Source organism: Enterobacter sp. Li2LvB3 (assembly GCF_056156645.1).
The window spans coordinates 193,271-215,879 of record NZ_JBSICG010000004.1; the positions used below are offsets into that span (position 1 = coordinate 193,271).

Sequence of the window (22,609 nt, forward strand, 5' to 3'; positions counted from 1 at the left end):
CAGCTCTCCCCCCTGATATGCACAGAGAGGTCTACAGGTGATCTACAAATCCATTGCCGACAGGCTGCGGTTACGGCTGAATTCATCGGATTACAATGTCGGTAGCCCGTTACCGGGTGAGAAAGCGCTGGCGCAGGAGTTTGGCGTGGCGCGAATGACCATCCGTAAGGCGCTCGATTTACTGGTGAGCTGGGGGCTGGTTGAACGTCGTCACGGCAGCGGCACCTTTGTGGCACGTAAAGACGTCCACCATGAAACCACGAACCTGACCGGGCTGGTGGAAGTGCTACGCCAGCAGGGAAAAGAGGTGCAAAGCAAGGTGTTACAGTTTGAGGTGATGCCCGCGCCGCCTGCCATTGCCAGCCAGTTACGCATTCAGATTGATGAGCGGATCTACTTTTCGCGCCGGGTGCGTTATGTAGAAGGCAAGCCGCTGATGCTGGAGGACAGCTTTATGCCGGTGAAGCTGTTTCGCAACCTGTCGCTGGCGCATCTTGAAGGGTCGAAGTTTGATTACATCGAAAAGGAGTGTGGGATAACCATCAGCGGGAACTACGAAAGCCTGACGCCCGTTCTGGCAGACAAACAGCTGGCGCAGTACCTGAACCTGCCGGAACAAACGCCGCTGTTGCGAATCACTTCTCTCTCTTACAGCGACAGCGGCGAGTTCCTCAATTATTCCGTGATGTTCCGTAATACCAGTGATTACCAGGTGGACTACCATTTACGGCGCATCCACCCGGAAGAGTTACTAACTCATCCCCCAGAAAATCACCGCCAGTAGCTGCGGCGTAATAATACGAAGGAACATCACCAACGGATAAACCGTGGCATAAGAGAGTGCCGCCGCACCGCTGGTGGCGTGCAGGTTATTGGCAAAGGCGAGTGCTGGCGGGTCAGTCATGGAGCCCGCGAGCATCCCGCAGAGTGTCAGGTAGTTCATTTTGGCGAACATCCGCGCCAGAATGCCCATCGTCAGCAGCGGGATTGCGGTAATAAATATCCCGTAGCCTACCCAGCTCATCCCTTCGCCTCTGACCAGAGTATCAACAAAATCGCCGCCGGATTTCAGGCCGACAACCGCCAGAAACAGCACAATCCCCAGCTCGCGCAGCGCCAGGTTAGCGCTCGGCGGCATAAACCAGTACAGCTTACCGATGCAGCCGATACGCCCGAGGATCAGCGCCATAATCAGCGGGCCGCCCGCCAGCCCCAGCTTGAGCGCCACCGGGAAGCCCGGTACATACAGCGGAATGGAGCCGAGCAGCACGCCCAGACCGATACCGATAAATACCGGCAGCATCTGCACCTGCTGTAATTTTTGCTGCGCGTTGCCGACCATATCCGCCACGGCATCTATCGACGAGGGCCGGCCAACCAGATTGAGGATGTCGCCAAATTGCAGGCTGGCATCCGGGCTAGCGACCAGTTCGATGCCCGCACGGTTAAGACGCGAGATCACCACGTCATAACGCTCTTTTACCTGTAAATCGCGGATTTTCTTGCCAAGAACCTGCTCGTTGGTGACCACAACACGCTCAACGCGCATGTCGGTTCCGCGTGTGGAGAGCGAGGTATCCACCTCCTGACCAATCACCAGCCGCGCGTTATGCAGATCCCCCGGTTGCCCGACCAGGTGCAGTAAATCCCCCAACTGAATTATGGTGCCGGGCGATGGCACCATCAGCATGTCGTCACGTTTAAGCCGCGAGCAGATGATGTTGACGCTGTTCAGGATCGGCACGTCCTGAATGGCCATTTTGTCGAGGTTGGGGTTATCAACCCGGATATTGATGGTTTTGATCAGCGCATGGCCATTCGTCAGCGTGGATTCATGATCCTGCGCCTCTTTCTCAACATTGATGCGAAACAGCACACGCATCAGCCACATCGAGAGCAGGATGCCGCAAATACCGAACGGGTAAGCCATGGCATAGCTCATCCCCATCTGGTCAACAATGCCTGGCGAGATACCCAGATCGCGCAGAATTTGCTGCCCGGCACCCAGCGCAGGCGTGTTGGTGACCGCGCCAGAGAAAATACCCAGCACCACGGGGAGCGGAATAGCAAAGAGTTTATGCAGAAGAGCGGTGACTAGCCCACCCATCACGACAATGCCGAGCGCAAACAGATTAAGCCGTAAGCCAGAAACACGAAGAGAAGCGAAAAACCCCGGCCCAACCTGGATACCAATGGTATACACGAAGAGGATCAGACCGAATTCCTGGATGAAGTGCAGCATCTCAGTGCTGAGCACAAGCCCAAGCTGGTCAGCAAAATGTCCGACAAAAATCCCGCCGAACAACACCCCGCCAATACCAAACCCGACGCCACGGATTTTAATATTGCCAATCCACAGGCCAACCACCGCGACCAGGGCCAACACGCTAACAGTTAACGCGATATCACTCATGATCCACTTCCTGTGCATAACCTTAGTTATAAGAAGGATTCTCTCAGAGCCGGACGCGGTTGTATGGGCGATGGCGCACAAAAAAGCCGAAGGTAAAAGTAGAACGGTCACCCAAAGGTGACCGTTTTTTGTGTTTGCGCCCTCTCCCGGTGGGAGAGGGTTCCCCAGTAATTTTTGTCTTTCTTCAGCGATGATATTACGCCATTGAAATAAAAGACTTACCGCAGCTCCATGGTCCGGCTGAAAATCGCCGAAGTGTTTACGGAAGGCCGGGGCGCCGCGCATGGATGCGCGGCGAGGGCGGCTTTACAGGGACGTTTCATCCGCCCGTCCCCGATTAGCCTGGAGCAAACGCTGAGGGCATCGCGAAGCGACGATTTTCTTGCCGGGAGCCCGGGTCGCCAGGGTAGCGGCGGTGAGCTACCCTGGCACGTTCACCGGTATTGTGGTGACAGAGTAGCAAGGACCATAAAGTGAACGGAATGACCACCTGAGCTGTATGTTCCCCCTCTCCCCAAAAAGGAGAGGGGGTCGTACGTGCCCGTATTTTTTCTGGGGAACCCTCAACCCAGTAGGAGAGGGTCGGAGTGAGGGCACCAGCCCGCACAAAATCAGCTATTTAACGCCGGGCGCTCGCTAATGGCGATACGCTGCGGTGCAATGGCGTCCGGCACGTTGCGGGTCAGGTCGATATGCAGCAACCCGTTAGTGAACGTGGCGCCAGAAACTTCCATATGATCGGCCAGGGTAAAGCTCAGACTGAACGGCTGAGTCACCAGCCCCTGATGCAACCACTTGGTTTCGGTGTCTTGTTTTTCCGGCGTCCCTTTTACGCTAAGGCGAGTGCCTTCAAGCTGGATATCCAGGTCTTCCTGACGGAAGCCAGCCAGCGCCAGCGTGATGCGATAGCGGTTATCATCGCTCTTTTCGATGTTGTACGGCGGAAATGTCTGTTGCTCGGTGGTGCTTTGCAGGGCGTTAGCCAGTTTGTCAAAACCAATCCACTGACGCAGCAGGGGGGATAAATCGTAATTACGCATACTAAATCTCCTTCTGAGAAGCGAGTTCGGCACAGTTTAATTTTGTGCGCAGTTGTTCCTGCAAATCCTTATGGATTCGCATATGCTCCCGGTACGGCAAGCAATTCGGTTTGGGCCGCGAACGCGACCCGCTAAATTAGTTAATTTCGATACGCCGCGGTTTTTTCTCTTCTGGAATGATGCGTTCCAGTTCGACAAACAGCAGGCCGTTGACCAGGTTCGCGCCTTTAACATGAATGTTCTCGGCTAACTGGAACTTGCGTTCAAAGTTGCGCTCGGCGATGCCCTGGTAAAGGTAGGTACGTTCTTTCTGCTCCGCCGCATGTGAACCTTTCACCAGCAGCAGGTTATCCTGGGCGGTGATCTCCAGTTCGTTCTCTGCAAAACCGGCGACGGCAATGGCGATGCGGTAGTGGTTTTCATCCACCAGCTCAACATTGTAAGGAGGGTAGCCGTTGCTCTGGCTTTGATTATTTTCTAAATGATTAAACAGGCGGTCAAAACCAATGGCAGAACGGTATAACGGGGAAAGATCGAAGTTACGCATAAATAAAAGCTCCTGAAATCAGCGAGAATTTTTAGCCTTCCACCATGGACAGGCTGCTGTACCCCCCAAATACCCATCAGGCGTATGTGTTATCGGGGTACATACTTAAAATGGGTCTGTAAAAGGGGATTTCAAGCCACAGACCGTGAGATTTTTTTGCACTTTGCTGGTACTTGCATAGACTGGGACTACAGCACAAAGGGTTAAATTGCGATGGCCGCCACAGAGCGGCGCTTTTCGACTATTCATTTCGAACATGGCCCGTTATAAACCCCATTGCAGGTTTGAGCCGTGCCATTAACGATGATTACAGATGATGAAAAATGTTCTGATTAAGCTGACAACGTTCAGCGGAGTGGTATTACTTTGCGGGTGTTCGAGCGTGATGTCTCACACTGGCGGTAAAGAAGGAACATACCCGGGCACTCGTGCGAGCGCCGCGATGATCACGGATGACGACACTAACTGGGGCACCAAATCCCTGGTGATACTGGATATGCCGCTGACGGCAGTCGCCGATACGCTCCTGCTACCGTGGGATATGTTGCGTACCGACAACTCAGTGCGTTCGCGCGTCGAGAAAAGCGAGCAGGAAAACCTGGCGACAAACTCCGTTATCCCGCCTGCGGCGATGCCCTCACACTGACATTACGCGGTTTCCGTGACCCAAATCTGACGGAAACCGGCTGTCTCTTCCATCCAGGCAACCAGATCCCCATCCGGTGAAAACACGATGGCGTCCCCGGACGGCGGGTTGCCGTGATCGGACGTCAAAAACGTCACCTCTCCTGTGGCCGCATCACACCGGGCTATCCGGTTTTCGAGTACAAATCCAAGCATGTTCCCGGATGGGTGCCAGTTAAACGCCGACTGAATATCGCTCTCGTTATGGGTTAACTGTCGCGGCTCACCGCCTTCAGGTGCGATAAGCCAGAGTTGCACAATGCCGTTATCGTCGCGCATCAGGAACGCGATTTGCGTTGCTTGCGGATTGCTGCGCACCCAGTGACGAGGAACATTCACCAGCCCCGGGAACGCCTTTTGATGGGTAAAGGTTAAACGGCGCTGCGCCACGCCCGCAGGCGGCGCTGGCATGCTCTCCGGTGTTCCCTGTAATGGTGTATCTCCCGCACGTTTCCAGCCCTGCTCGTTCTTCGGTAAATCGACGATAAACAGTTCCGGAACTTTATCGCCGTGAACCGACACGGTATCGCCAATAAACGCCAGCCTGTCGTTACCGACCCAGCCCTCTTCATAGGCACGATTGATTTCATCGCTTCCCGGCTCCGGCGTGTGCGTGGTGCGACTCACCAGCACGCTCCAGAACGTACCGGCATATTCACGCGGGTGAGCACCCGGCGGCGATACCGGGCCATAGGGTACGGCCACTCCCACATTGCGTAAATCGAGTTTTGGATCGCGCTCGTGCAGGACATGGTCGTTGTAGGTAAAGCTCACGCACTGCCCGTCCGGGCTAAAGACGTGGACATGGCTGCCGCCACGCAGTGCCCCTGCGGTATAGGGCGCAGTAATGTCCATTGCGTCGAGGTGACTTACCTGCCCGCGGTAGGCAATCACGCCCTGACGATGGTGGAAATCATAGTGCCAACCGGCATCCGGGTTTTCCGGGCCGTGGATAAAAACATACTTATCTTCAGCGGGATGAACGGTCACCACTCCGACATGCGCGCCGTGGGTGGCACGATAAATAACATCAACATCACCCGAGTTAACGTTCACTCGCTCAATGGTTTCACCGGTAAAAGAGGCACCAGAAGGACGCACATCGTAGGCAAGCCAGCTGCTGTCAGGCGTCCAGGTGTTGGTATTTGTCAGTTGATGATGGCGCGAAGCGAAGGTGATTTGTTTCATGTCGTTATCCGGGCAAAGGACCAGGCGACATAGTACCGCTTAACTCAGCGCGAAGACCATCACAGGCGAGAGAAAGCCGACGCCTCACGCATAAGCTGCTCATCCGGGCGGACGCCGGTATAGAGCGCAAACTGCTCGAGCGCCTGTAAGGCAATCACTTCAGCCCCGGTCACGACCGGTTTTCCAAGCTGTTTCGCCAGCCGGATAAGCGGTGTCTCGGAAGGAAAAGCAACCACATCAAACACCCAGCGTGCCGCATTCACCGCCTCTTTTTCAAAGGCCAGGCTATTTTCTTCCACACCGCCGCTCATGCCGATCGGGGTGACATTAACGAGGATATCAGCCTGCCGCCCCGTCGCATCCTGACGCCACTGATAGCCATATTTTTCGGCGAGCGCCTGCCCCTGCTGCTGATTGCGCGCCACAATGGTGACACGGGTAAACCCGCTATCGCGAAATGCAGCAACAACCGCTTTCGCCATCCCGCCGCTGCCCTTCACGAAGACCGACATTTGCGTATCGTTAAAATTATCCTGAATGAGGTTTTTAACCGCAATGTAGTCCGTGTTGTAGGCTGTCAGATGCCCCTTATCGTTGACGATGGTATTCACTGAATCAATCGCCAGTACGGAATCGGACAGGGTATCAATAAACGGAATGCAGGTTTCTTTGAATGGCATCGAGACAGAACAACCGCGAATGCCCAGCGCTTTCACGCCTTTTACCGCGTGTTCGATATCCGTTGTGCTGAAAGCTTTGTAGATAAAATCGAGGTCGAGTTTTTGATACAGATAGTTATGAAAACGCGTGCCAATGTTACTGGGTCTTCCTGATAGAGAAATGCATAGTTGTGTGTCTTTATTTAACATCACCGCCTCCTGTTCATTTCCATCACAAGCCCTGTGACACCGTTAAGGCATCACAGAGAAATTACGCATCACATCTTAATTGAGGACAAATTTCTCGATTGCCCAGGCAACGCCGTCTTCCAGGTTGGATTTAGTAACAAAGTTGGCCACTTCTTTCACCGACGGGATCGCGTTATCCATCGCGACCCCCATACCGGCGTACTCAATCATTGCGATGTCATTTTCCTGATCGCCCAGCGCCATGATCTCTTCAGGTTTAATACCCAGGGCGTCGGCGAGTGATTTCACGCCCGTGCCTTTATTGACGCGTTTATCGAGGATTTCGAGGAAGTACGGCGCACTTTTAAGCACGGTGTACTTCTCTTTTACATCTGCCGGAATACGCGCAATGGCTTTGTCCAGGATTTCGGGTTCGTCAATCATCATCACTTTCAGGAACTGGGTGTTCGGATCCATCTTCTCTGCTTCGCAGAACACCAGCGGAATGGTAGCGACAAAGGATTCATGCACGGTGTAGTAACTGATATCGCGGTTTGCGGTATAGAGCGTATTGCGATCGAGCGCGTGGAAATGGGAACCCACATCACGGGAGAGCTTTTCCAGGAACAGGTAATCGTCATAGTTCAGCGCGGTTTGCGCCACCGCGCTGCCGTCAGCGGCTTTTTGCACCAGAGCACCATTGTACGTGATGCAATAATCACCCGGTTGATTCATATGCAGCTCTTTCAGGTAGCTGTGAACACCGGCATACGGACGGCCAGTGGTCAGTACCACATTAACGCCCTTTGCACGCGCTGCGGCGATTGCGTTTTTAACGGCTGGAGAGATAGTGTGGTCTGGCAGCAGCAGGGTGCCGTCCATATCGATTGCAATGAGTTTGATGGCCATGAGATCCCCGGTTTGAATGAGTCTTGACTCATGCTAACTCGATTAAGCCCACAAAAATAGGGCTACATTGCGCAACCAAAACCCCCCTTTTACGCAAATCCCGGGGATCGCAGACTCACTCGCGGGTGAGGACGATTTTACCAAACGCGCCGCGATCCAGATGTTCGAGCGCCTGTTCAAGCTGGTCGAAGCGGTAGCGGTGTTCGATCACAGGTTTCAGGCCGGTCACATCCACGGCGCGGACGAAATCTTCCAGCGCGCGGCGGTGTCCGACGCCAATCCCCTGAATCACCGGTGATTTCAGCAGCAGTTCGCTGGCAGGCAATGAGATTTCCGTGCCAGCCAGAACGCCAATCACCGAAATTCGGCCGTGGACCGCAACGGCTCGCAGAGAATGTTTTAGATTCTCCCCGCCAACGGTTTCAATAATATGGTCGATTCCGCGATCGCCAGACTGTACGTAAATCCCTTCAACCCAATCACCTTTGAGCCGGTTTAACCCGTGATCGGCTCCCAGCTTTTTCGCCTGGGCCAGTTTTTCATCGCTTCCCGAGGTGACAAAAACCTCCGCACCCAGCACTTTTGCAATCTGCAAAGCGAATATCGCCACGCCGCCCGTGCCCTGCACCAGCACCGATTGCCCGGCGCGTAAATTCCCGCGCTCCACCAGCGCGAACCATGCGGTCAGCCCTGCACAGGGCAACGTGCTGGCTTGTGCATCATCCAGGGTTTGCGGGGCCGCCACCAGCCAGTTTTCATTCATAATCACGTATTCGGCCAGCATCCCCTGAAAGTAACCCCCAAGCGTTTTATAGGGCAAGGTGCGTGCATCGGCTTTTGGCTTACCGTCAATCCACTCAGGGAAGAAGGTGGAGATGACGCGAGCACCGGCTTTGAAACGCGTGACGCCTTCACCCACGCTATCCACCACGCCCGCCATGTCAGACGCCGGCGTAAACGGGAAGGAAAGCGGAATCGGCATCGTGCCTTCAATGACCATTTTGTCGCGATAGTTGAGCGCAACGGCATTCACCCGTACGCGCACTTCGCCCGGGCCGGGCTGTGGAACAGGTTCCTGAATGAGTTTGAGGCTCTCGCGCCCGAGAGCGTTCATTGACCAGCGCTGCATTGTCTCTTTCATCGTATTACTCCTGTCATCAAAATGAGCTTCTGTACTGACAGTCTAACGTTGACTAATAGTCTCCAGTGGCGATAATTTTTCCATTTATTGACGCCATAATGGATACAATCCATGTCCGATACGCTGAAAGACATCCCCGTTTTTGTCGCCGCCGTTGAGGCGGGAAGCTTTGCTCAGGCCGCTATTCGTCTGCATTTATCACGCTCGGCGGTAGGAAAAAGCATCGCCCGCCTTGAAGCGCGGCTGGGGGTCCGTCTTTTTCAACGCACCACCCGCAGCCAGAGCCTGACCGATAATGGTGCCCTTTTTTACGAACGCTGCTTGCGCGCGCTGGAGGAGATTCGGGGCGCAGAATCCCTGCTGGAAACAGGAAAACAGCAGGTCTGCGGCCGCCTGCGCGTTGCCATGCCGGTGCTGTTTGGTCGCCAGTGTGTCGCTCCGCTACTGATAGAACTGGCGCAGGAACACCCCGGCCTTGAGCTTGAAATGTCATTCAGCGACCGCGTGGTGGATCTCGTCGAGGAAGGGTTTGATATGGCGGTGCGTAACGGCACGCTGCAGGACAGCAGTGTTCTGGTCGCCAGAAGGCTAGGGGAGCACCGCATGGTGCTGTGTGCCGCGCCGGATTATCTGCAGAAAAGCGGTCAGCCAGAAACTGTGGCTGATTTACCCCATCATGCGGCCATCAACTATCTGCGGGCAGGCAGAGTGCTACCCTGGCAACTGATGGATAACGTAGGTCACTCGCACACCTTTACTCCCCGTTCATCACTCAATATGGATGACTTACAGGCGATCTGCGACGCTGCGCTGGCGGGACACGGCATTGCGTGGTTACCCTGCTGGATGGCCATCAAAGAGATTCATCAAGGCAAACTCGTCCCGCTCCTGAAGCAGGCGCCAGATGTACGCTTCGACGTTCATGCAGTTTGGCAGCAGACACCGCATTTGCCGCTGAGGGTACGCATTGCCATCGACACGCTAGTGAGCCGTTTGCCAGCAGTAATGTCACTGGACCTTCCTGAGGCCATAAAAAAGCCGCGCTAAAAGCGCGGCCTGCGTTTTGCGATCTGACGACGATTAAATATCGATATTCGCCGCTTTCAGGGCGTTCTCTTCGATAAAGGCACGGCGTGGTTCAACCGCATCGCCCATCAGGGTGGTGAACAGCTGGTCAGCAGCAATGGCGTCCTTCACTGTCACTCGCAACATGCGGCGGCTTTCAGGATCCATGGTGGTTTCCCACAGCTGATCAGGGTTCATTTCGCCCAGACCTTTATAACGCTGGATTGCGAGGCCACGACGGGACTCTTTCACCAGCCAGTCCAGCGCCTGCTCGAAGCTGGCAACCGGCTGACGGCGTTCGCCACGTTCGATGAACGCATCGTCTTCGATCAGACCACGCAGCTTCTCGCCAAGCGTACAGATGCGGCGGTATTCCGGACCGGTAATAAACTCGTGCTCCAGCGGGTAGTCAGTATCAACGCCGTGGGTACGCACGCGAATCACCGGCTCGAACTGCTGATCGGCATTCTGCTGAACATCGCATTTCCACTGGCTACCGTGCTGCTCTTTCTCGTTCAGCTCGCTCACCAGGGTGTTCACCCAGCGGGTGACGGTCTGTTCGTTGCTCAGATCCGCTTCGGCCAGGGTTGGCTGATACACCAGCTCTTTCAGCAGCGTTTTCGGGTAACGACGTTCCATACGCGTAATCATTTTCTGCGCGGCGTTGAACTCAGAAACCAGACGTTCCAGCGGCTCACCCGCCAGTGCTGGTGCGCTGGAGTTCGCGTGTAGCGTTGCGCCATCAAGGGCGATCGCGATTTGGTACTGATCCATCGCTTCGTCGTCTTTGATGTACTGTTCCTGTTTGCCTTTCTTCACTTTGTACAGCGGTGGCTGTGCAATGTAGACGTGGCCACGTTCAACGATTTCCGGCATCTGACGATAGAAGAAGGTCAACAGCAGCGTACGGATGTGCGAGCCGTCGACGTCCGCATCGGTCATGATGATGATGCTGTGATAGCGCAGTTTGTCCGGGTTGTACTCGTCACGACCGATGCCGCAGCCCAGCGCGGTAATCAGCGTCGCCACTTCCTGAGAAGAGAGCATTTTGTCGAAACGCGCTTTTTCTACGTTAAGGATCTTACCCTTCAACGGCAGAATCGCCTGGTTCTTACGGTTACGACCCTGCTTCGCAGAACCGCCCGCGGAGTCCCCTTCCACAAGGTACAGTTCAGACAGTGCCGGGTCGCGTTCCTGGCAGTCAGCCAGTTTGCCCGGCAGGCCTGCTAAGTCCAGCGCGCCTTTACGACGGGTCATTTCACGGGCTTTACGCGCCGCTTCACGGGCACGTGCCGCATCGATAATTTTGCCGACCACGATTTTCGCGTCTGACGGGTTTTCCAGCAGGTATTCGCTCAGCAGTTCGTTCATCTGCTGTTCTACCGCCGATTTCACCTCAGAAGAAACCAGCTTGTCTTTGGTCTGAGAGGAGAACTTCGGATCCGGTACCTTCACAGAGACAACAGCAATCAGACCTTCACGGGCATCGTCACCGGTGGCGCTGACTTTCGCTTTTTTGCTGTAGCCTTCTTTATCCATGTAGGCGTTCAGGGTACGGGTCATCGCCGTACGGAAGCCAACAAGGTGGGTACCACCGTCACGCTGTGGAATGTTGTTGGTGAAGCAGTAGATATTTTCCTGGAAACCGTCGTTCCACTGCAGCGCCACTTCTACGCCAATACCGTCTTTTTCGGTGGAGAAGTAGAAGATGTTCGGGTGAATTGGCGTTTTGTTCTTGTTCAGATACTCAACGAACGCCTTGATACCGCCTTCGTAGTGGAAGTGGTCTTCTTTACCGTCACGCTTGTCTTTCAGACGAATAGACACACCGGAGTTCAGGAACGACAGTTCACGCAGGCGTTTCGCCAGAATGTCATATTCAAATTCAGTCACATTGCTGAAGGTTTCGTGGCTTGGCCAGAAACGCACCATCGTACCGGTTTTATCCGTGTCGCCAGTGACTGCCAGCGGTGCCTGTGGCACGCCGTGCGTATAAATCTGGCGGTGAATTTTGCCTTCACGCTGGATAACCAGCTCCAGTTTCTGCGACAGGGCGTTAACCACTGAAACGCCTACGCCGTGCAGGCCGCCGGAAACTTTATAGGAGTTATCATCAAACTTACCGCCTGCGTGCAGGACGGTCATGATAACTTCCGCGGCAGATACGCCCTCTTCCGGGTGAATACCGGTAGGAATGCCACGACCATCATCGGTGACGGATACGGAGTTGTCCGCATGGATCGTCACCACGATGTCTTTACAGTGACCCGCGAGCGCTTCGTCGATAGCGTTATCCACAACCTCGAATACCATGTGGTGCAGACCGGTGCCGTCATCCGTATCGCCGATATACATACCCGGGCGCTTACGCACCGCATCCAGCCCTTTCAGGACTTTGATACTGGAGGAGTCATAAGAATTCGACATCAACGTTTCTCGCTCATTTAATCTTGGGTTAATCCGTTATTTTACCCTTTTCCACGGTAAACATCTTCGAATTTTCGTCCGACATGTCCATAACGTGTTCAGCACTAATAGCGCTGACGAAAACCTGAGACTGCGTGGCTTTTAAGCGGCTGGCAAGCAGCCCGCGCCGCGCGTCATCAAGTTCCGAGGCAAAATCATCTATCAGATACAGGCAGCGCCGCCCGCTTTCACGGGTTAAAAACTCCCCCTGCGCCAGACGTAGCGCGCACATCAGGAGCTTGAGCTGCCCGCGCGACAAGGTATCTTCGACCGGTGCACCGTCTGCACGAATGCGGAAATCCGCCTTGTGAGGGCCATGTGCGGTGTAGGTCAACATGCGGTCGCGCTCGAAATTTCTCTCTAGTACTTCTGCATAGTCCGTCTCTTTCTCCCAGCCGCGCTGGAAAGAGAAGGTGAGAGAAAACTCAGGTAAAAACTGTTTGCAGGTGTCCGCCATATCTTCGGCGATACCTGCGCTGTATTCGGCACGCCAGCGGCTAATTTGTTCCGCCAGCGGGATCAATTCCATATCCCACGGGCGCAGCTGCGCATAACGTGTGACCTGGCGCAGCGCGGCGTTACGCTGCTTGAGCAGACGCTTCAGGTTGCTCCAGGCATTAAAGAAACCGGCTTCGTTGTGAAAGCATCCCCAGTCAAGGAACGCTCTTCTGTATTTGGGGCCGCCGTTGAGTAAAGTAAACCCCTCCGGCGTAATCAGCTGCATAGGCATCAGCAGCGCCAGCTCGGCCACTTTATGGCCGTCGGTCCCGTCGATGCGAACCTTGCTGTCACCCTGTTTGTCTTTGGTCAGGCCGATAGCGGTTTCCCGCTCTGCACCCTGCAGACGCCCGTGCAGAACAAAGGATTCTTGTTCATGGCGAATAACGCGACCGATTTGCAAACTGCGAAACGCCCGACCGTGGCCGAGCGTATAGATGGCTTCCAGCACGCTGGTTTTGCCGCTGCCGTTCGCACCGACCAGGAAGTTAAAGCCAGGGGATAAAGCGAGATCCGCGCTTTCAATATTGCGAAAGTCGCGGATCAACAGACGGGTGAGCGACATTACAGTCTCATTGGCATGACAACATAAGCAGCCGACTGTGATGCGGCATCTTCAATCTGTACGCTCGAAACGGAGTCGGTCAGCAGAATGCGCACATTCTCGCATTTCAGTGCATTCAGTACATCCAGCACATAGCTAACGTTAAAGCCGATTTCCATCTCGGTCCCGGCGTAGGTGACATCCAGAATCTCTTCTGCTTCTTCCTGTTCCGGGTTGTTCGCGGTGATTTTGATTTGGTTTTCGCTCACATACAGGCGCACGCCACGGAATTTCTCGTTAGAGAGAATGGCCGCACGGGCAAAGGCCTGCTTGAGGATATCGCATCCTGCTTCCAGCGTTTTGTCCGGGTTTTTCGGCAATACGCGGCGATAATCAGGGAAACGACCGTCAACCAGTTTGGATGTGAAGACGAAATCGCCGACATGGGCACGAATATTGTTGCTGCCAATCTGCACGCGCAGCGGGGTTTCGCCGCCGTCGAGCATACGCATCAGCTCAATCACGCCTTTACGCGGCACGATCACCGAATGGTTTGGCAAGGAATCGCCAATTGGCATCGAGCACACCGCCAGGCGGTGACCGTCGGTTGCCACGGTACGCAGTTCTTCACCTTCGGTTTCGAACAACATGCCGTTTAAGTAGTAACGCACATCCTGATGCGCCATCGAAAACTGGGTCGCTTCAATCAGACGCTTCATCGTCGCCTGCGGCAGGGTGAATTCAACTTCACTTTGCCAGTCGTCCAGGTTCGGGAAGTCTGCGGCGGGCAGCGTAGAGAGCGAAAAACGGCTGCGGCCAGAGCGCACCAGCATACGGTCGCCTTCCAGCTGTACAGCGATTTCTGCGCCTTCCGGCAACCCACGGCAGATATCAAAGAATTTACGTGCCGGAACAGTGGTCGCGCCCGCTTCATGCGGCTGAGACAGCGTAACACGCGCGATCATTTCCATTTCCAGGTCTGTGCCGGTCAGCGACAGCGTACCATCTGCAACCTGAAGCAGCAGGTTTCCAAGAATAGGCAGCGTAGGGCGGCCACCTAATGGGCCACTCACCTGTTGCAGCGGTTTTAATAAATGTTCACGTTCAACGGTAAATTTCATAGCGTCACGATGATAATGTTCTGATTAAATTGGAAAAATCTTCTTTTATGTCGTGGCTTTCTTCGCGTAACTGCTCAATCTTACGACAAGCGTGCAGCACGGTCGTATGGTCACGGCCACCAAACGCATCGCCGATCTCCGGCAGACTGTGGTTGGTTAACTCTTTTGCCAGAGCCATCGCCATCTGACGCGGACGCGCCACCGAGCGGGAACGACGTTTAGACAGCAAATCTGCCACTTTAATTTTGTAGTACTCAGCCACCGTCTTTTGAATATTGTCGATGGTGACTAATTTTTCCTGCAATGCCAGCAAATCGCGCAGCGCTTCACGCACGAAATCGATAGTGATCGCGCGGCCAGTAAAGTTGGCATTGGCGATAACGCGGTTCAGTGCCCCTTCCAGCTCACGTACGTTGGAACGCAGACGCTTGGCAATGAAGAACGCCACTTCACCCGGCAGGCGAATATCGTTCTCATCGGCTTTTTTCATCAGGATCGCAACGCGGGTTTCCAGCTCCGGTGGCTCGATCGCCACGGTAAGGCCCCAGCCGAAACGGGATTTCAGGCGATCTTCAACACCGTTGATCTCTTTTGGATAGCGATCCGAGGTCAAAATGATCTGCTGATTACCTTCCAGCAGTGCATTAAAGGTGTGGAAAAACTCTTCCTGTGAACGTTCTTTATTAGCGAAGAACTGAATGTCATCGATAAGCAGTGCGTCAACGGAACGATAGTAGCGTTTAAACTCTTCGATCGCATTGTTCTGGAGGGCCTTAACCATGTCCTGAACGAAGCGTTCGGAGTGCATATACACTACTTTCGCATTCGGTTTGCGCGCCATGATGCCGTTGCCGACAGCGTGCAAAAGGTGGGTTTTACCCAGGCCAGTGCCACCATAAAGGAACAACGGGTTATACGCGCCGCCTGGGTTATCAGCAACCTGGCGAGCCGCTGCACGCGCCAGCTGGTTCGATTTACCTTCAACGAAGTTATCGAACGTATGCTTAACATTGACGTTGGAACGGTAGGTTGGCTCTGCCGGTGCAGGAACGTTATCCCAACCCTGACGAGCAGGCGCGACACGAGGAGCCGGTGCAGGTACAGCCTGGGCTGGTACCGCCACATTCACGGTTTCACGAACGGTTTGCGTGACTGGCTTAGTTCCCACTTCAAAGCGCAGCTGCGGAGCATCTGATCCGCAGAAATCATTTAACAGTCCATTGATGTTATTGAGGTATTTGTCCCTTACCCAATCGAGCACAAAACGGTTTGGCGCATACAAAGCCAGCGTGTTATCGCTCAGTTCCGCCTGCAATGGGCGGATCCACATACTGAATTCTGTGGCTGGTAACTCATCCTGCAATCGGGCAAGACACTGCTGCCAAAGCGAAAGTGACACGGCGGACTCCACTCGAACAATATAAAGAAAACTATTGAATATTCATGATTGTTGGCACACATCGACAAGACCCTGTGCACAAAAGGGTGATGTGCGAATTGCTATCTGCAATTTTATCCTGACCAGGATCCTGGGATCGCGATCAGGACCGCGGATCATAGCCTAAACTGAGCCAGAGATCTTCTGTTTCTCACAGATTCTTCCCGATTTATCCACAGGAAGATCCGAAACCGGGTAAGTGTAATCGATCCTGACGGGAGTGCCCCACGATTTAGCCCGCATATTGGAAAAATTAATGAGTACAGACAATTTTTTGCTTAAATGATCTAACGAAGATCCTGGACGATCCTTGCGCTTTACCGGGGAGGTCGTATAATCCCCCACCCGTCGCGTAAAGCTCGGCTTCCCCGCGTTGAACGCTGTTCATTTTCCACGCGAAAACGTGCGAAAATACGCGGGAATTAAGGAAAGAGAATTGACTCCGGAGTGTACAATTATTACAATCCGGCCTCTTTAATCACCCACGCTGAGGCGTTAGTCGTTCGAAACTCGTTCGGGTAAACGCAAAAGTCAGTGAATTTATTCAAGTTTAGGTAGAAATCGCCATGAAACGCACTTTTCAACCGTCTGTACTGAAGCGCAACCGTTCTCACGGCTTCCGTGCTCGTATGGCTACTAAAAATGGTCGTCAGGTTCTGGCACGTCGTCGTGCTAAAGGCCGCGCTCGTCTGACCGTTTCCAAGTAATAAAGCTAACCCCTGAGTGGTTAAGCTAGCATTTCCCAGGGAGTTACGTTTGTTAACTCCCACTCAATTCACTTTCGTCTTCCAGCAGCCACAACGGGCTGGCACGCCGCAAATCACCATCCTCGGCCGCCAAAATTCGCTGGGGCATCCCCGCATCGGTCTAACTGTCGCCAAGAAAAACGTTAAGCGTGCGCACGAACGCAATCGGATTAAACGTCTGACGCGTGAGAGCTTCCGTTTACGTCAACATGAACTCCCGTCTATGGATTTCGTGGTGGTGGCAAAAAAAGGGGTTGCCGACCTCGATAACCGTGCTCTCTCGGAAGCGTTGGAAAAATTATGGCGCCGCCACTGTCGCCTGGCTCACGGGTCCTGATAGCCCTCATTAGGGTCTATCAGCGCCTGATTAGTCCGCTACTCGGGCCGCACTGTCGTTTCACACCAACATGCTCAAGCTACGGAATTGAGGCATTGCGCAGGTTTGGTGTGATAAAAGGCAGTTGGTTGACGGTGAAACGCGTATTAAAATGCCACCCTTTACACCCAGGTGGAGACGATCCCGTCCCCCCAGGGCCATTTGATACCAGAGAACACTAACGATGGATTCGCAACGCAATCTTCTTATCATCGCTTTGTTGTTCGTGTCTTTCATGATCTGGCAGGCGTGGGAGCAGGATAAAAATCCTCAACCACAACAGCAGGTCACGCAGACAACGACCACAGCAGCGGGTAGCGCCGCCGACCAGGGCGTGCCGGCCAGTGGCCAGGGGAAACAGATCACGGTTAAGACCGATGTGCTTGAGCTGACTATCAACACCCGTGGTGGTGATGTTGAGCAGGCGCTGCTGTTAACCTACCCAAAAGAACTGAAATCTAACGAACCGTTCCAGTTACTTGAAACCACGCCTCAGTTTATCTACCAGGCTCAGAGCGGCCTGACCGGTCGTGACGGCCCAGATAACCCGGCGAACGGTCCGCGTCCGCTGTATAACGTCGATAAAGATGCGTTTGTTCTGGCTGATGGCCAAAACGAACTCGTGATCCCGTTGACTTACACTGATGCTGCGGGCAACACCTTCACCAAATCTTTCACCCTGAAACGCGGTGAATATTCAGTGAACGTGGGCTATAGCGTGCAGAACACCGGTGCAAAACCACTGGAACTCGCAACCTTTGGCCAGCTGAAGCAGTCCATCAATCTGCCTACGCATCGCGATACTGGAAGCAGCAACTTTGCGCTGCATACCTTCCGTGGCGCGGCATACTCCACGCCTGATGCGAAGTACGAGAAATACAAATTCGACACCATCGCCGATAACGAAAACCTGAACGTTAGCGCTAAAGGCGGTTGGGTTGCGATGCTGCAACAGTATTTTGCGACTGCATGGGTTCCGCGCAACGAAGGTACGAACAACTTCTACACCGCAAACCTGGGCAATGGCATTGCTGCTATCGGCTACAAATCCGAGCCAGTTCTGGTTCAGCCGGGTCAAACGGCTAACCTGGGTAGCACCCTGTGGGTCGGCCCGGAAATCCAGGACAAAATGGCCGCTGTCGCGCCGCACCTGGATCTGACCGTAGATTACGGTTGGTTGTGGTTCATCTCTCAGCCGCTGTTTAAGCTGCTGAAGTTCATCCACAGCTTCCTGGGTAACTGGGGCTTCTCCATCATCGTTATCACCTTTATCGTTCGTGGCATCATGTACCCGCTGACTAAAGCGCAGTACACCTCCATGGCGAAGATGCGCATGTTGCAGCCGAAGATTGCGGCGATGCGTGAGCGTCTGGGCGATGATAAACAGCGTCAAAGCCAGGAAATGATGGCCCTGTACAAAGCAGAGAAAGTGAACCCACTGGGTGGTTGCTTCCCGCTTGTGATACAAATGCCAATCTTCCTTGCGCTGTACTACATGCTGATGGGCTCCGTTGAACTGCGCCACGCGCCGTTCGCACTGTGGATCCATGACTTGTCTGCACAGGACCCGTACTACATCCTGCCGATCCTGATGGGTATCACGATGTTCTTCATTCAGAAGATGTCGCCTACCACTGTGACCGACCCGATGCAGCAGAAGATCATGACCTTTATGCCGGTCATCTTCACCGTGTTCTTCCTGTGGTTCCCGTCAGGTCTGGTGCTGTACTATATCGTCAGCAACCTGGTAACCATTATTCAGCAGCAGCTGATTTACCGTGGTCTGGAAAAACGTGGCCTGCATAGCCGCGAAAAGAAAAAGTCCTGATCAGGTAACTTAACGCTAAAATAAGGGCGGTCGATTGACCGCCTTTTTTTATTGCAACACAGTAGAGACAAACCATGAGCCATAACGACACTATCGTCGCCCAGGCAACCCCACCGGGACGCGGTGGTGTAGGTATTTTGCGCATCTCCGGCCTCAAGGCACGCGAGGTTGCCGAAGCCGTGCTGGGCAAACTGCCAAAACCACGCTATGCCGACTATCTGCCATTTAAAGATGCCGACGGTACTGCGCTGGACCAGGGTATTGCGCTGTGGTTCCCCGGTCCGAACTCCTTTACCGGTGAAGACGTGCTGGAACTACAGGGTCACGGTGGCCCGGTTATCCTCGATTTGCTGTTAAAACGTATTCTGACCCTGCCTGGCCTGCGTATCGCAAAACCGGGTGAGTTTTCCGAACGTGCGTTCCTGAACGACAAACTCGATCTGGCACAAGCCGAGGCGATTGCCGACCTGATCGACGCCAGCTCCGAACAAGCTGCACGCTCTGCTCTTAACTCGCTTCAGGGCGCATTTTCCGCACGCGTGAACCACCTTGTGGAAGCACTTACTCACCTCAGGATCTACGTCGAAGCAGCTATCGACTTCCCTGACGAAGAGATCGATTTCCTTTCTGATGGCAAAATCGAAGCGCAGCTTAACAGCGTGATGGCCGACCTCGACGCAGTACGCGCCGAAGCACGCCAGGGGAGCCTGCTGCGTGAAGGGATGAAGGTTGTTATCGCTGGTCGCCCTAACGCCGGGAAATCGAGCCTGTTGAATGCCCTGGCGGGACGTGAAGCGGCGATCGTGACCGATATTGCCGGGACAACGCGTGACGTACTGCGCGAGCATATTCATATCGACGGGATGCCACTGCACATCATCGATACCGCCGGGTTACGCGATGCGAGTGATGAAGTGGAACGTATCGGTATTGAACGCGCCTGGCAGGAAATCGAGCAAGCCGATCGCGTCCTGTTTATGGTGGATGGCACCACCACTGCTGCCGTTGACCCGGCGGACATCTGGCCGGACTTTATCGCCCGTCTGCCAGCCAAACTGCCCATCACCGTGGTGCGTAACAAAGCGGATGTGACTGGCGAAACGCTGGGCATCAGCGATGTGAATGGTCACTCACTGATCCGCCTGTCGGCCCGTACTGGTGAAGGCGTGGACGACCTGCGTAACCATCTCAAACAGAGTATGGGCTTCGACACCAGCATGGAAGGCGGCTTCCTGGCGCGCCGTCGTCATCTGCAGGCGCTGGAAGAGGCGGCAAACCATCTTGTTCAGGGTAAAGCACAGCTGATCGGTGCCTGGGCAGGTGAACTGCTGGCGGAAGAGCTGCGTCTGGCGCAGCAGAATCTGAGCGAGATCACCGGGGAGTTCACCTCGGATGATTTGCTGGGACGGATTTTCTCCAGTTTCTGTATTGGTAAGTAACGTTCGTAAATACAGGGTGATTTCCTCCCAGGAAATCACCATTGTCCAAATGGCAACTCGCTTCTTCCCCTTTCTCCCCCTATTCTTCTTGCCTGCATCTATGGGGGATCTATGGCTCGTTTTCTGTTTTGTAGTTTTGCGCTGGTTCTGCTTTATCCGTCAGGTATTGATATGTATCTGGTGGGTTTACCGCACATCGCCCGCGATCTGGGCGCCAGCGAAGCACAGCTGCATATTGCGTTTTCGGCCTATCTCGCAGGGATGGCGTCATCGATGGTATTTGCCGGAAAAATTGCGGACAAAGCGGGCCGGCAGCCTGTAGCCATTACCGGTGCAGTGATTTTTGCGCTGGCTTCTGTTCTGTGTTCAATGGCTCAGGACAGTAGCCTGTTCCTGGCCGGGCGCTTTATTCAGGGTATTGGCGCTGGCGGCTGCTACGTGGTGGCCTTTGCCATTCTGCGCGATACCTTAAATGCCCAGCGACGCGCCAAAGTGCTTTCAATGCTGAACGGCATCACCTGCATTATTCCCGTGCTGGCACCCGTTGTGGGCTATCTGATTATGCTCAAGTTCCCGTGGCAGAGCCTGTTCTGGACAATGGCGGCGATGGGCGGGCTGGTCTTTATTCTGTCTGCCGTGGTGCTTAAAGAAACGCATCCAGGCGCGCAGAATGCAGGGCATAACGCGACGATTAACCCGGCGGAAAAGCTCCTGAATCGCTTTTTCATCAGCCGTTTGCTCATCACGACCCTGAGCGTGGCGGTGATCCTGACCTATGTAAACGTTTCCCCGGTACTGCTGATGGAGACGATGGGATTTGATCGCGGGGAATATTCTACAGTGATGGCAGCAACGGCGTTGGTCAGCATGGCCGTTTCGTTCTCAACACCTTTCGCCCTGAATGTTTTCCGTCAGCGCACGCTGATGCTCACCTCTCAGGTGCTGTTCCTGGCGGCGGGCGTGATTCTGGCCACGACAAACACACACGCCTTTATGCTGGCAGGCATTACCCTAATCTGCGCCGGATTCTCCGTTGGTTTTGGTGTGGCAATGAGCCAGGCACTTGGCCCATTCTCACTGCGCGCAGGCGTAGCAAGCTCGGTACTGGGTATTGCCCAGGTCTGCGGTTCTTCATTGTGGATTTGGCTGGCGGCCGTTCTTGGTCTTAACGCGCTGAATATGCTGATCGGGATACTGATTGGCTGTAGCATACTGTGCATTCTTTTACTTATGGTGATACAGACCGCCGCATATTATGAAGAAGCCCATCAGCAGCCTGGATCTTAACCTGTTGTTAACCCTGCAACTTCTGTTGCAGGAACGCAGCGTAACCAAAGCCGCAAAGCGGATGAACGTTACGCCGTCGGCAGTGAGTAAATCGCTGGCGAAATTGCGTGACTGGTTTGAGGACCCGCTGTTTGTGAAAACCCCGCTGGGGCTGCTGCCTACGCCGCTGACTGTGAGTCTTGAGCAAGATCTAGCCGACTGGATGCAGATTGGCAATCAGATCCTCGATAAATTCCACCATGACTCTCCTGGCGGCCTGAAATTCGAAATGGCGGCGGAAACGCCGCTGATGCTGATCCGCTTCAATACCCTGCTGGAGCAGGTGAATCAACGCTATCCACAGGCCACGGTAAAGATGCGGCAGTGGGATTATGATTCGCTGGACGCGATTACGCGCGGAGAGGTTGATCTCGGTTTTACCGGACGCGAAACGCACCCGCGCTCCCGCGAACTGCTCAAGCTGATGCCGTGGTTTATCGACTATGAAATTCTGTTCAGCGACCGTCCTTGTGTTTATCTGCGGGAAGATCACCCGGCGCTTCAGGAAAAGTGGGATCTCGACACCTTCCTGCGCTACCCGCATATCAGTGTTTACTGGGAACGTAGCGATACCTGGGCACTCGATGAAGTGCTAAGAGAGATGGGCCGCGAGCGGAATATCGCCATGAGCCTGCCCGGGTTCGAGCAGTCGATGTTTATGGCAGCGCAGCCGGGGCATAACTATATTGCCACCGCTCCGTACTACTGCCATCACTACAATCAACTCCACCAGCGTAAGCTGATTACACTCCCCATTCCCGTTGATGATGCACTGGCAGAAAAGCTGACCGTGCCCTTCACGCTTATCTGGCATAAACGTAACAGCCACAACCCGAAAATCCTCTGGCTCAGAGAGACGATCAAGGCACTGTATGGCTCCCCACTGAGCTAGCGATCCAATTTTTGCCTAAGAAAATGTAAAGTTCAGTCCTCAGGCTTCTCTTACTCCCATTTACTGATTAAAACAGAAGAGAAGTTAAGCGATAATGATG

General features: G+C 54.1%; 21 protein-coding genes and 1 other annotated feature. Of the genes, 10 read left to right on the forward strand and 11 right to left on the reverse strand.

Translation table 11 applies throughout. The features are described 5' to 3' along the window. The first annotated feature begins 37 nt into the window (after positions 1 to 37). Positions 38 to 784 (forward strand): GntR family transcriptional regulator, encoded by a 747-nt coding sequence (locus tag ACS603_RS05250; RefSeq protein WP_182063095.1) that lies wholly within the window; start codon positions 38 to 40, stop codon positions 782 to 784. On the opposite strand, the gene ACS603_RS05255 is transcribed toward ACS603_RS05250, so the two are convergent. The 3 genes from ACS603_RS05255 to ibpA all read right to left on the reverse strand — a co-directional run bounded on the left by ACS603_RS05255 (position 752) and on the right by ibpA (position 4,000). Beyond that, entirely contained in the window at positions 752 to 2,413 is a 1,662-nt protein-coding gene (locus ACS603_RS05255) for a putative transporter (RefSeq protein ID WP_182063094.1), read from the reverse strand. The two genes, ACS603_RS05250 and ACS603_RS05255, sit on opposite strands and share 33 nt — an antisense overlap. A gap of 611 nt (positions 2,414 to 3,024) precedes the next feature. Next, the gene (gene ibpB / locus ACS603_RS05260; RefSeq protein ID WP_474943888.1) at positions 3,025 to 3,453 is read right to left on the reverse strand and encodes a small heat shock chaperone IbpB; all 429 of its coding nucleotides are present in this window, start codon (positions 3,451 to 3,453) and stop codon (positions 3,025 to 3,027) included. Positions 3,454 to 3,589: 136 nt separating this feature from the next. Beyond that, a complete protein-coding gene (ibpA, locus tag ACS603_RS05265) occupies positions 3,590 to 4,000 on the reverse strand; it encodes a small heat shock chaperone IbpA (protein ID WP_182063091.1) in 411 nt (136 codons plus the stop codon). Then, positions 3,994 to 4,067: a sequence feature (ROSE (Repression Of Heat Shock gene Expression) occurs in the 5'-region of heat shock genes and acts as an RNA thermometer to modulate expression.), on the reverse strand. Its footprint overlaps the gene before it by 7 nt. 246 nt (positions 4,068 to 4,313) lie before the next feature. Between ibpA and ACS603_RS05270 the strand changes: the two genes are divergently transcribed. Next, positions 4,314 to 4,646, forward strand: a complete 333-nt coding sequence (locus tag ACS603_RS05270) for a YceK/YidQ family lipoprotein (RefSeq protein ID WP_182063090.1) — start codon at positions 4,314 to 4,316, stop codon at positions 4,644 to 4,646. 2 nt (positions 4,647 to 4,648) lie between these two features. Here the strand turns inward: ACS603_RS05270 and ACS603_RS05275 are convergent, their stop codons facing one another. From ACS603_RS05275 to ACS603_RS05290, 4 genes are all read right to left on the reverse strand, one after another. Then, positions 4,649 to 5,872 carry a YidR family protein gene (locus tag ACS603_RS05275; RefSeq protein ID WP_474943889.1) on the reverse strand — a complete coding sequence of 408 codons (1,224 nt, stop codon included), beginning with the start codon at positions 5,870 to 5,872 and terminating at the stop codon, positions 4,649 to 4,651. 59 nt (positions 5,873 to 5,931) lie between these two features. Next, positions 5,932 to 6,741 carry a shikimate 5-dehydrogenase gene (locus tag ACS603_RS05280; RefSeq protein WP_182063088.1) on the reverse strand — a complete coding sequence of 270 codons (810 nt, stop codon included), beginning with the start codon at positions 6,739 to 6,741 and terminating at the stop codon, positions 5,932 to 5,934. A gap of 75 nt (positions 6,742 to 6,816) precedes the next feature. Continuing rightward, a complete protein-coding gene (gene yidA, locus ACS603_RS05285; protein WP_182063087.1) occupies positions 6,817 to 7,629 on the reverse strand; it encodes a sugar-phosphatase in 813 nt (270 codons plus the stop codon). A 115-nt stretch (positions 7,630 to 7,744) separates the two neighbouring features. After that, complete coding sequence (locus ACS603_RS05290) at positions 7,745 to 8,770, reverse strand: zinc-dependent alcohol dehydrogenase family protein (RefSeq protein WP_182063086.1); 1,026 nt, start codon at positions 8,768 to 8,770, stop codon at positions 7,745 to 7,747. A gap of 111 nt (positions 8,771 to 8,881) precedes the next feature. Here ACS603_RS05290 and ACS603_RS05295 point away from each other — a divergent pair, with 111 nt between their 5' ends. Then, the gene (locus tag ACS603_RS05295; protein ID WP_315687396.1) at positions 8,882 to 9,817 is read left to right on the forward strand and encodes a LysR family transcriptional regulator; all 936 of its coding nucleotides are present in this window, start codon (positions 8,882 to 8,884) and stop codon (positions 9,815 to 9,817) included. Between the two features lie 33 nt (positions 9,818 to 9,850). Here the strand turns inward: ACS603_RS05295 and gyrB are convergent, their stop codons facing one another. The 4 genes from gyrB to dnaA are packed head-to-tail and all read right to left on the reverse strand — an operon-like array spanning position 9,851 to position 15,863. Further along, positions 9,851 to 12,262 carry a DNA topoisomerase (ATP-hydrolyzing) subunit B gene (gene gyrB, locus ACS603_RS05300; RefSeq protein ID WP_474943890.1) on the reverse strand — a complete coding sequence of 804 codons (2,412 nt, stop codon included), beginning with the start codon at positions 12,260 to 12,262 and terminating at the stop codon, positions 9,851 to 9,853. Between the two features lie 28 nt (positions 12,263 to 12,290). After that, positions 12,291 to 13,364, reverse strand: a complete 1,074-nt coding sequence (gene recF / locus ACS603_RS05305) for a DNA replication/repair protein RecF (protein ID WP_063431029.1) — start codon at positions 13,362 to 13,364, stop codon at positions 12,291 to 12,293. After that, entirely contained in the window at positions 13,364 to 14,464 is a 1,101-nt protein-coding gene (dnaN, locus tag ACS603_RS05310; protein WP_182063083.1) for a DNA polymerase III subunit beta, read from the reverse strand. The genes recF and dnaN overlap by 1 nt, the downstream gene beginning before the upstream one ends. A gap of 4 nt (positions 14,465 to 14,468) precedes the next feature. Then, positions 14,469 to 15,863, reverse strand: a complete 1,395-nt coding sequence (gene dnaA, locus ACS603_RS05315) for a chromosomal replication initiator protein DnaA (protein WP_182063082.1) — start codon at positions 15,861 to 15,863, stop codon at positions 14,469 to 14,471. A gap of 605 nt (positions 15,864 to 16,468) precedes the next feature. On the opposite strand from dnaA, the gene rpmH reads away from it, so the two are divergent. The 7 genes from rpmH (at position 16,469) to yidZ (ending at position 22,509) form a co-directional block, all read left to right on the forward strand. Beyond that, positions 16,469 to 16,609 carry a 50S ribosomal protein L34 gene (rpmH, locus tag ACS603_RS05320; RefSeq protein WP_000831330.1) on the forward strand — a complete coding sequence of 47 codons (141 nt, stop codon included), beginning with the start codon at positions 16,469 to 16,471 and terminating at the stop codon, positions 16,607 to 16,609. A gap of 16 nt (positions 16,610 to 16,625) precedes the next feature. After that, positions 16,626 to 16,985 (forward strand): ribonuclease P protein component, encoded by a 360-nt coding sequence (rnpA, locus tag ACS603_RS05325; protein WP_182063081.1) that lies wholly within the window; start codon positions 16,626 to 16,628, stop codon positions 16,983 to 16,985. Continuing rightward, entirely contained in the window at positions 16,949 to 17,206 is a 258-nt protein-coding gene (yidD, locus tag ACS603_RS05330) for a membrane protein insertion efficiency factor YidD (RefSeq protein WP_001307474.1), read from the forward strand. The genes rnpA and yidD overlap by 37 nt, the downstream gene beginning before the upstream one ends. 2 nt (positions 17,207 to 17,208) lie before the next feature. Continuing rightward, positions 17,209 to 18,852 (forward strand): membrane protein insertase YidC, encoded by a 1,644-nt coding sequence (gene yidC, locus ACS603_RS05335; RefSeq protein ID WP_182063080.1) that lies wholly within the window; start codon positions 17,209 to 17,211, stop codon positions 18,850 to 18,852. 74 nt (positions 18,853 to 18,926) lie between these two features. Further along, positions 18,927 to 20,291, forward strand: a complete 1,365-nt coding sequence (gene mnmE, locus ACS603_RS05340) for a tRNA uridine-5-carboxymethylaminomethyl(34) synthesis GTPase MnmE (protein WP_182063079.1) — start codon at positions 18,927 to 18,929, stop codon at positions 20,289 to 20,291. Between the two features lie 111 nt (positions 20,292 to 20,402). Continuing rightward, positions 20,403 to 21,578, forward strand: coding sequence for an MdtL family multidrug efflux MFS transporter (locus tag ACS603_RS05345; RefSeq protein ID WP_474943891.1), 1,176 nt, complete (start codon positions 20,403 to 20,405; stop codon positions 21,576 to 21,578). Further along, positions 21,547 to 22,509 (forward strand): HTH-type transcriptional regulator YidZ, encoded by a 963-nt coding sequence (gene yidZ / locus ACS603_RS05350; protein ID WP_182063077.1) that lies wholly within the window; start codon positions 21,547 to 21,549, stop codon positions 22,507 to 22,509. Before ACS603_RS05345 ends, yidZ begins: the two co-directional genes overlap by 32 nt. The last annotated feature ends 100 nt before the right edge of the window (positions 22,510 to 22,609 follow it).

Bases quoted from the DNA above. Each gene is read 5' to 3' on its own strand.
- ACS603_RS05270 (WP_182063090.1), top strand. From the start codon at position 4,314: ATGATGAAAAATGTTCTGATTAAGCTGACAACGTTCAGCGGAGTGGTA.
- ACS603_RS05345 (WP_474943891.1), top strand. From the start codon at position 20,403: ATGGCTCGTTTTCTGTTTTGTAGTTTTGCGCTGGTTCTGCTTTATCCG.
- rpmH (WP_000831330.1), top strand. From the start codon at position 16,469: ATGAAACGCACTTTTCAACCGTCTGTACTGAAGCGCAACCGTTCTCAC.
- yidZ (WP_182063077.1), top strand. From the start codon at position 21,547: ATGAAGAAGCCCATCAGCAGCCTGGATCTTAACCTGTTGTTAACCCTG.
- yidD (WP_001307474.1), top strand. From the start codon at position 16,949: ATGGCGCCGCCACTGTCGCCTGGCTCACGGGTCCTGATAGCCCTCATT.
- dnaN (WP_182063083.1), bottom strand. From the start codon at position 14,464: ATGAAATTTACCGTTGAACGTGAACATTTATTAAAACCGCTGCAACAG.
- ACS603_RS05255 (WP_182063094.1), bottom strand. From the start codon at position 2,413: ATGAGTGATATCGCGTTAACTGTTAGCGTGTTGGCCCTGGTCGCGGTG.
- ACS603_RS05295 (WP_315687396.1), top strand. From the start codon at position 8,882: ATGTCCGATACGCTGAAAGACATCCCCGTTTTTGTCGCCGCCGTTGAG.
- recF (WP_063431029.1), bottom strand. From the start codon at position 13,364: ATGTCGCTCACCCGTCTGTTGATCCGCGACTTTCGCAATATTGAAAGC.
- ACS603_RS05280 (WP_182063088.1), bottom strand. From the start codon at position 6,741: ATGTTAAATAAAGACACACAACTATGCATTTCTCTATCAGGAAGACCC.
- ibpB (WP_474943888.1), bottom strand. From the start codon at position 3,453: ATGCGTAATTACGATTTATCCCCCCTGCTGCGTCAGTGGATTGGTTTT.
- gyrB (WP_474943890.1), bottom strand. From the start codon at position 12,262: ATGTCGAATTCTTATGACTCCTCCAGTATCAAAGTCCTGAAAGGGCTG.
- ibpA (WP_182063091.1), bottom strand. From the start codon at position 4,000: ATGCGTAACTTCGATCTTTCCCCGTTATACCGTTCTGCCATTGGTTTT.
- ACS603_RS05290 (WP_182063086.1), bottom strand. From the start codon at position 8,770: ATGAAAGAGACAATGCAGCGCTGGTCAATGAACGCTCTCGGGCGCGAG.
- mnmE (WP_182063079.1), top strand. From the start codon at position 18,927: ATGAGCCATAACGACACTATCGTCGCCCAGGCAACCCCACCGGGACGC.
- yidC (WP_182063080.1), top strand. From the start codon at position 17,209: ATGGATTCGCAACGCAATCTTCTTATCATCGCTTTGTTGTTCGTGTCT.
- yidA (WP_182063087.1), bottom strand. From the start codon at position 7,629: ATGGCCATCAAACTCATTGCAATCGATATGGACGGCACCCTGCTGCTG.
- ACS603_RS05275 (WP_474943889.1), bottom strand. From the start codon at position 5,872: ATGAAACAAATCACCTTCGCTTCGCGCCATCATCAACTGACAAATACC.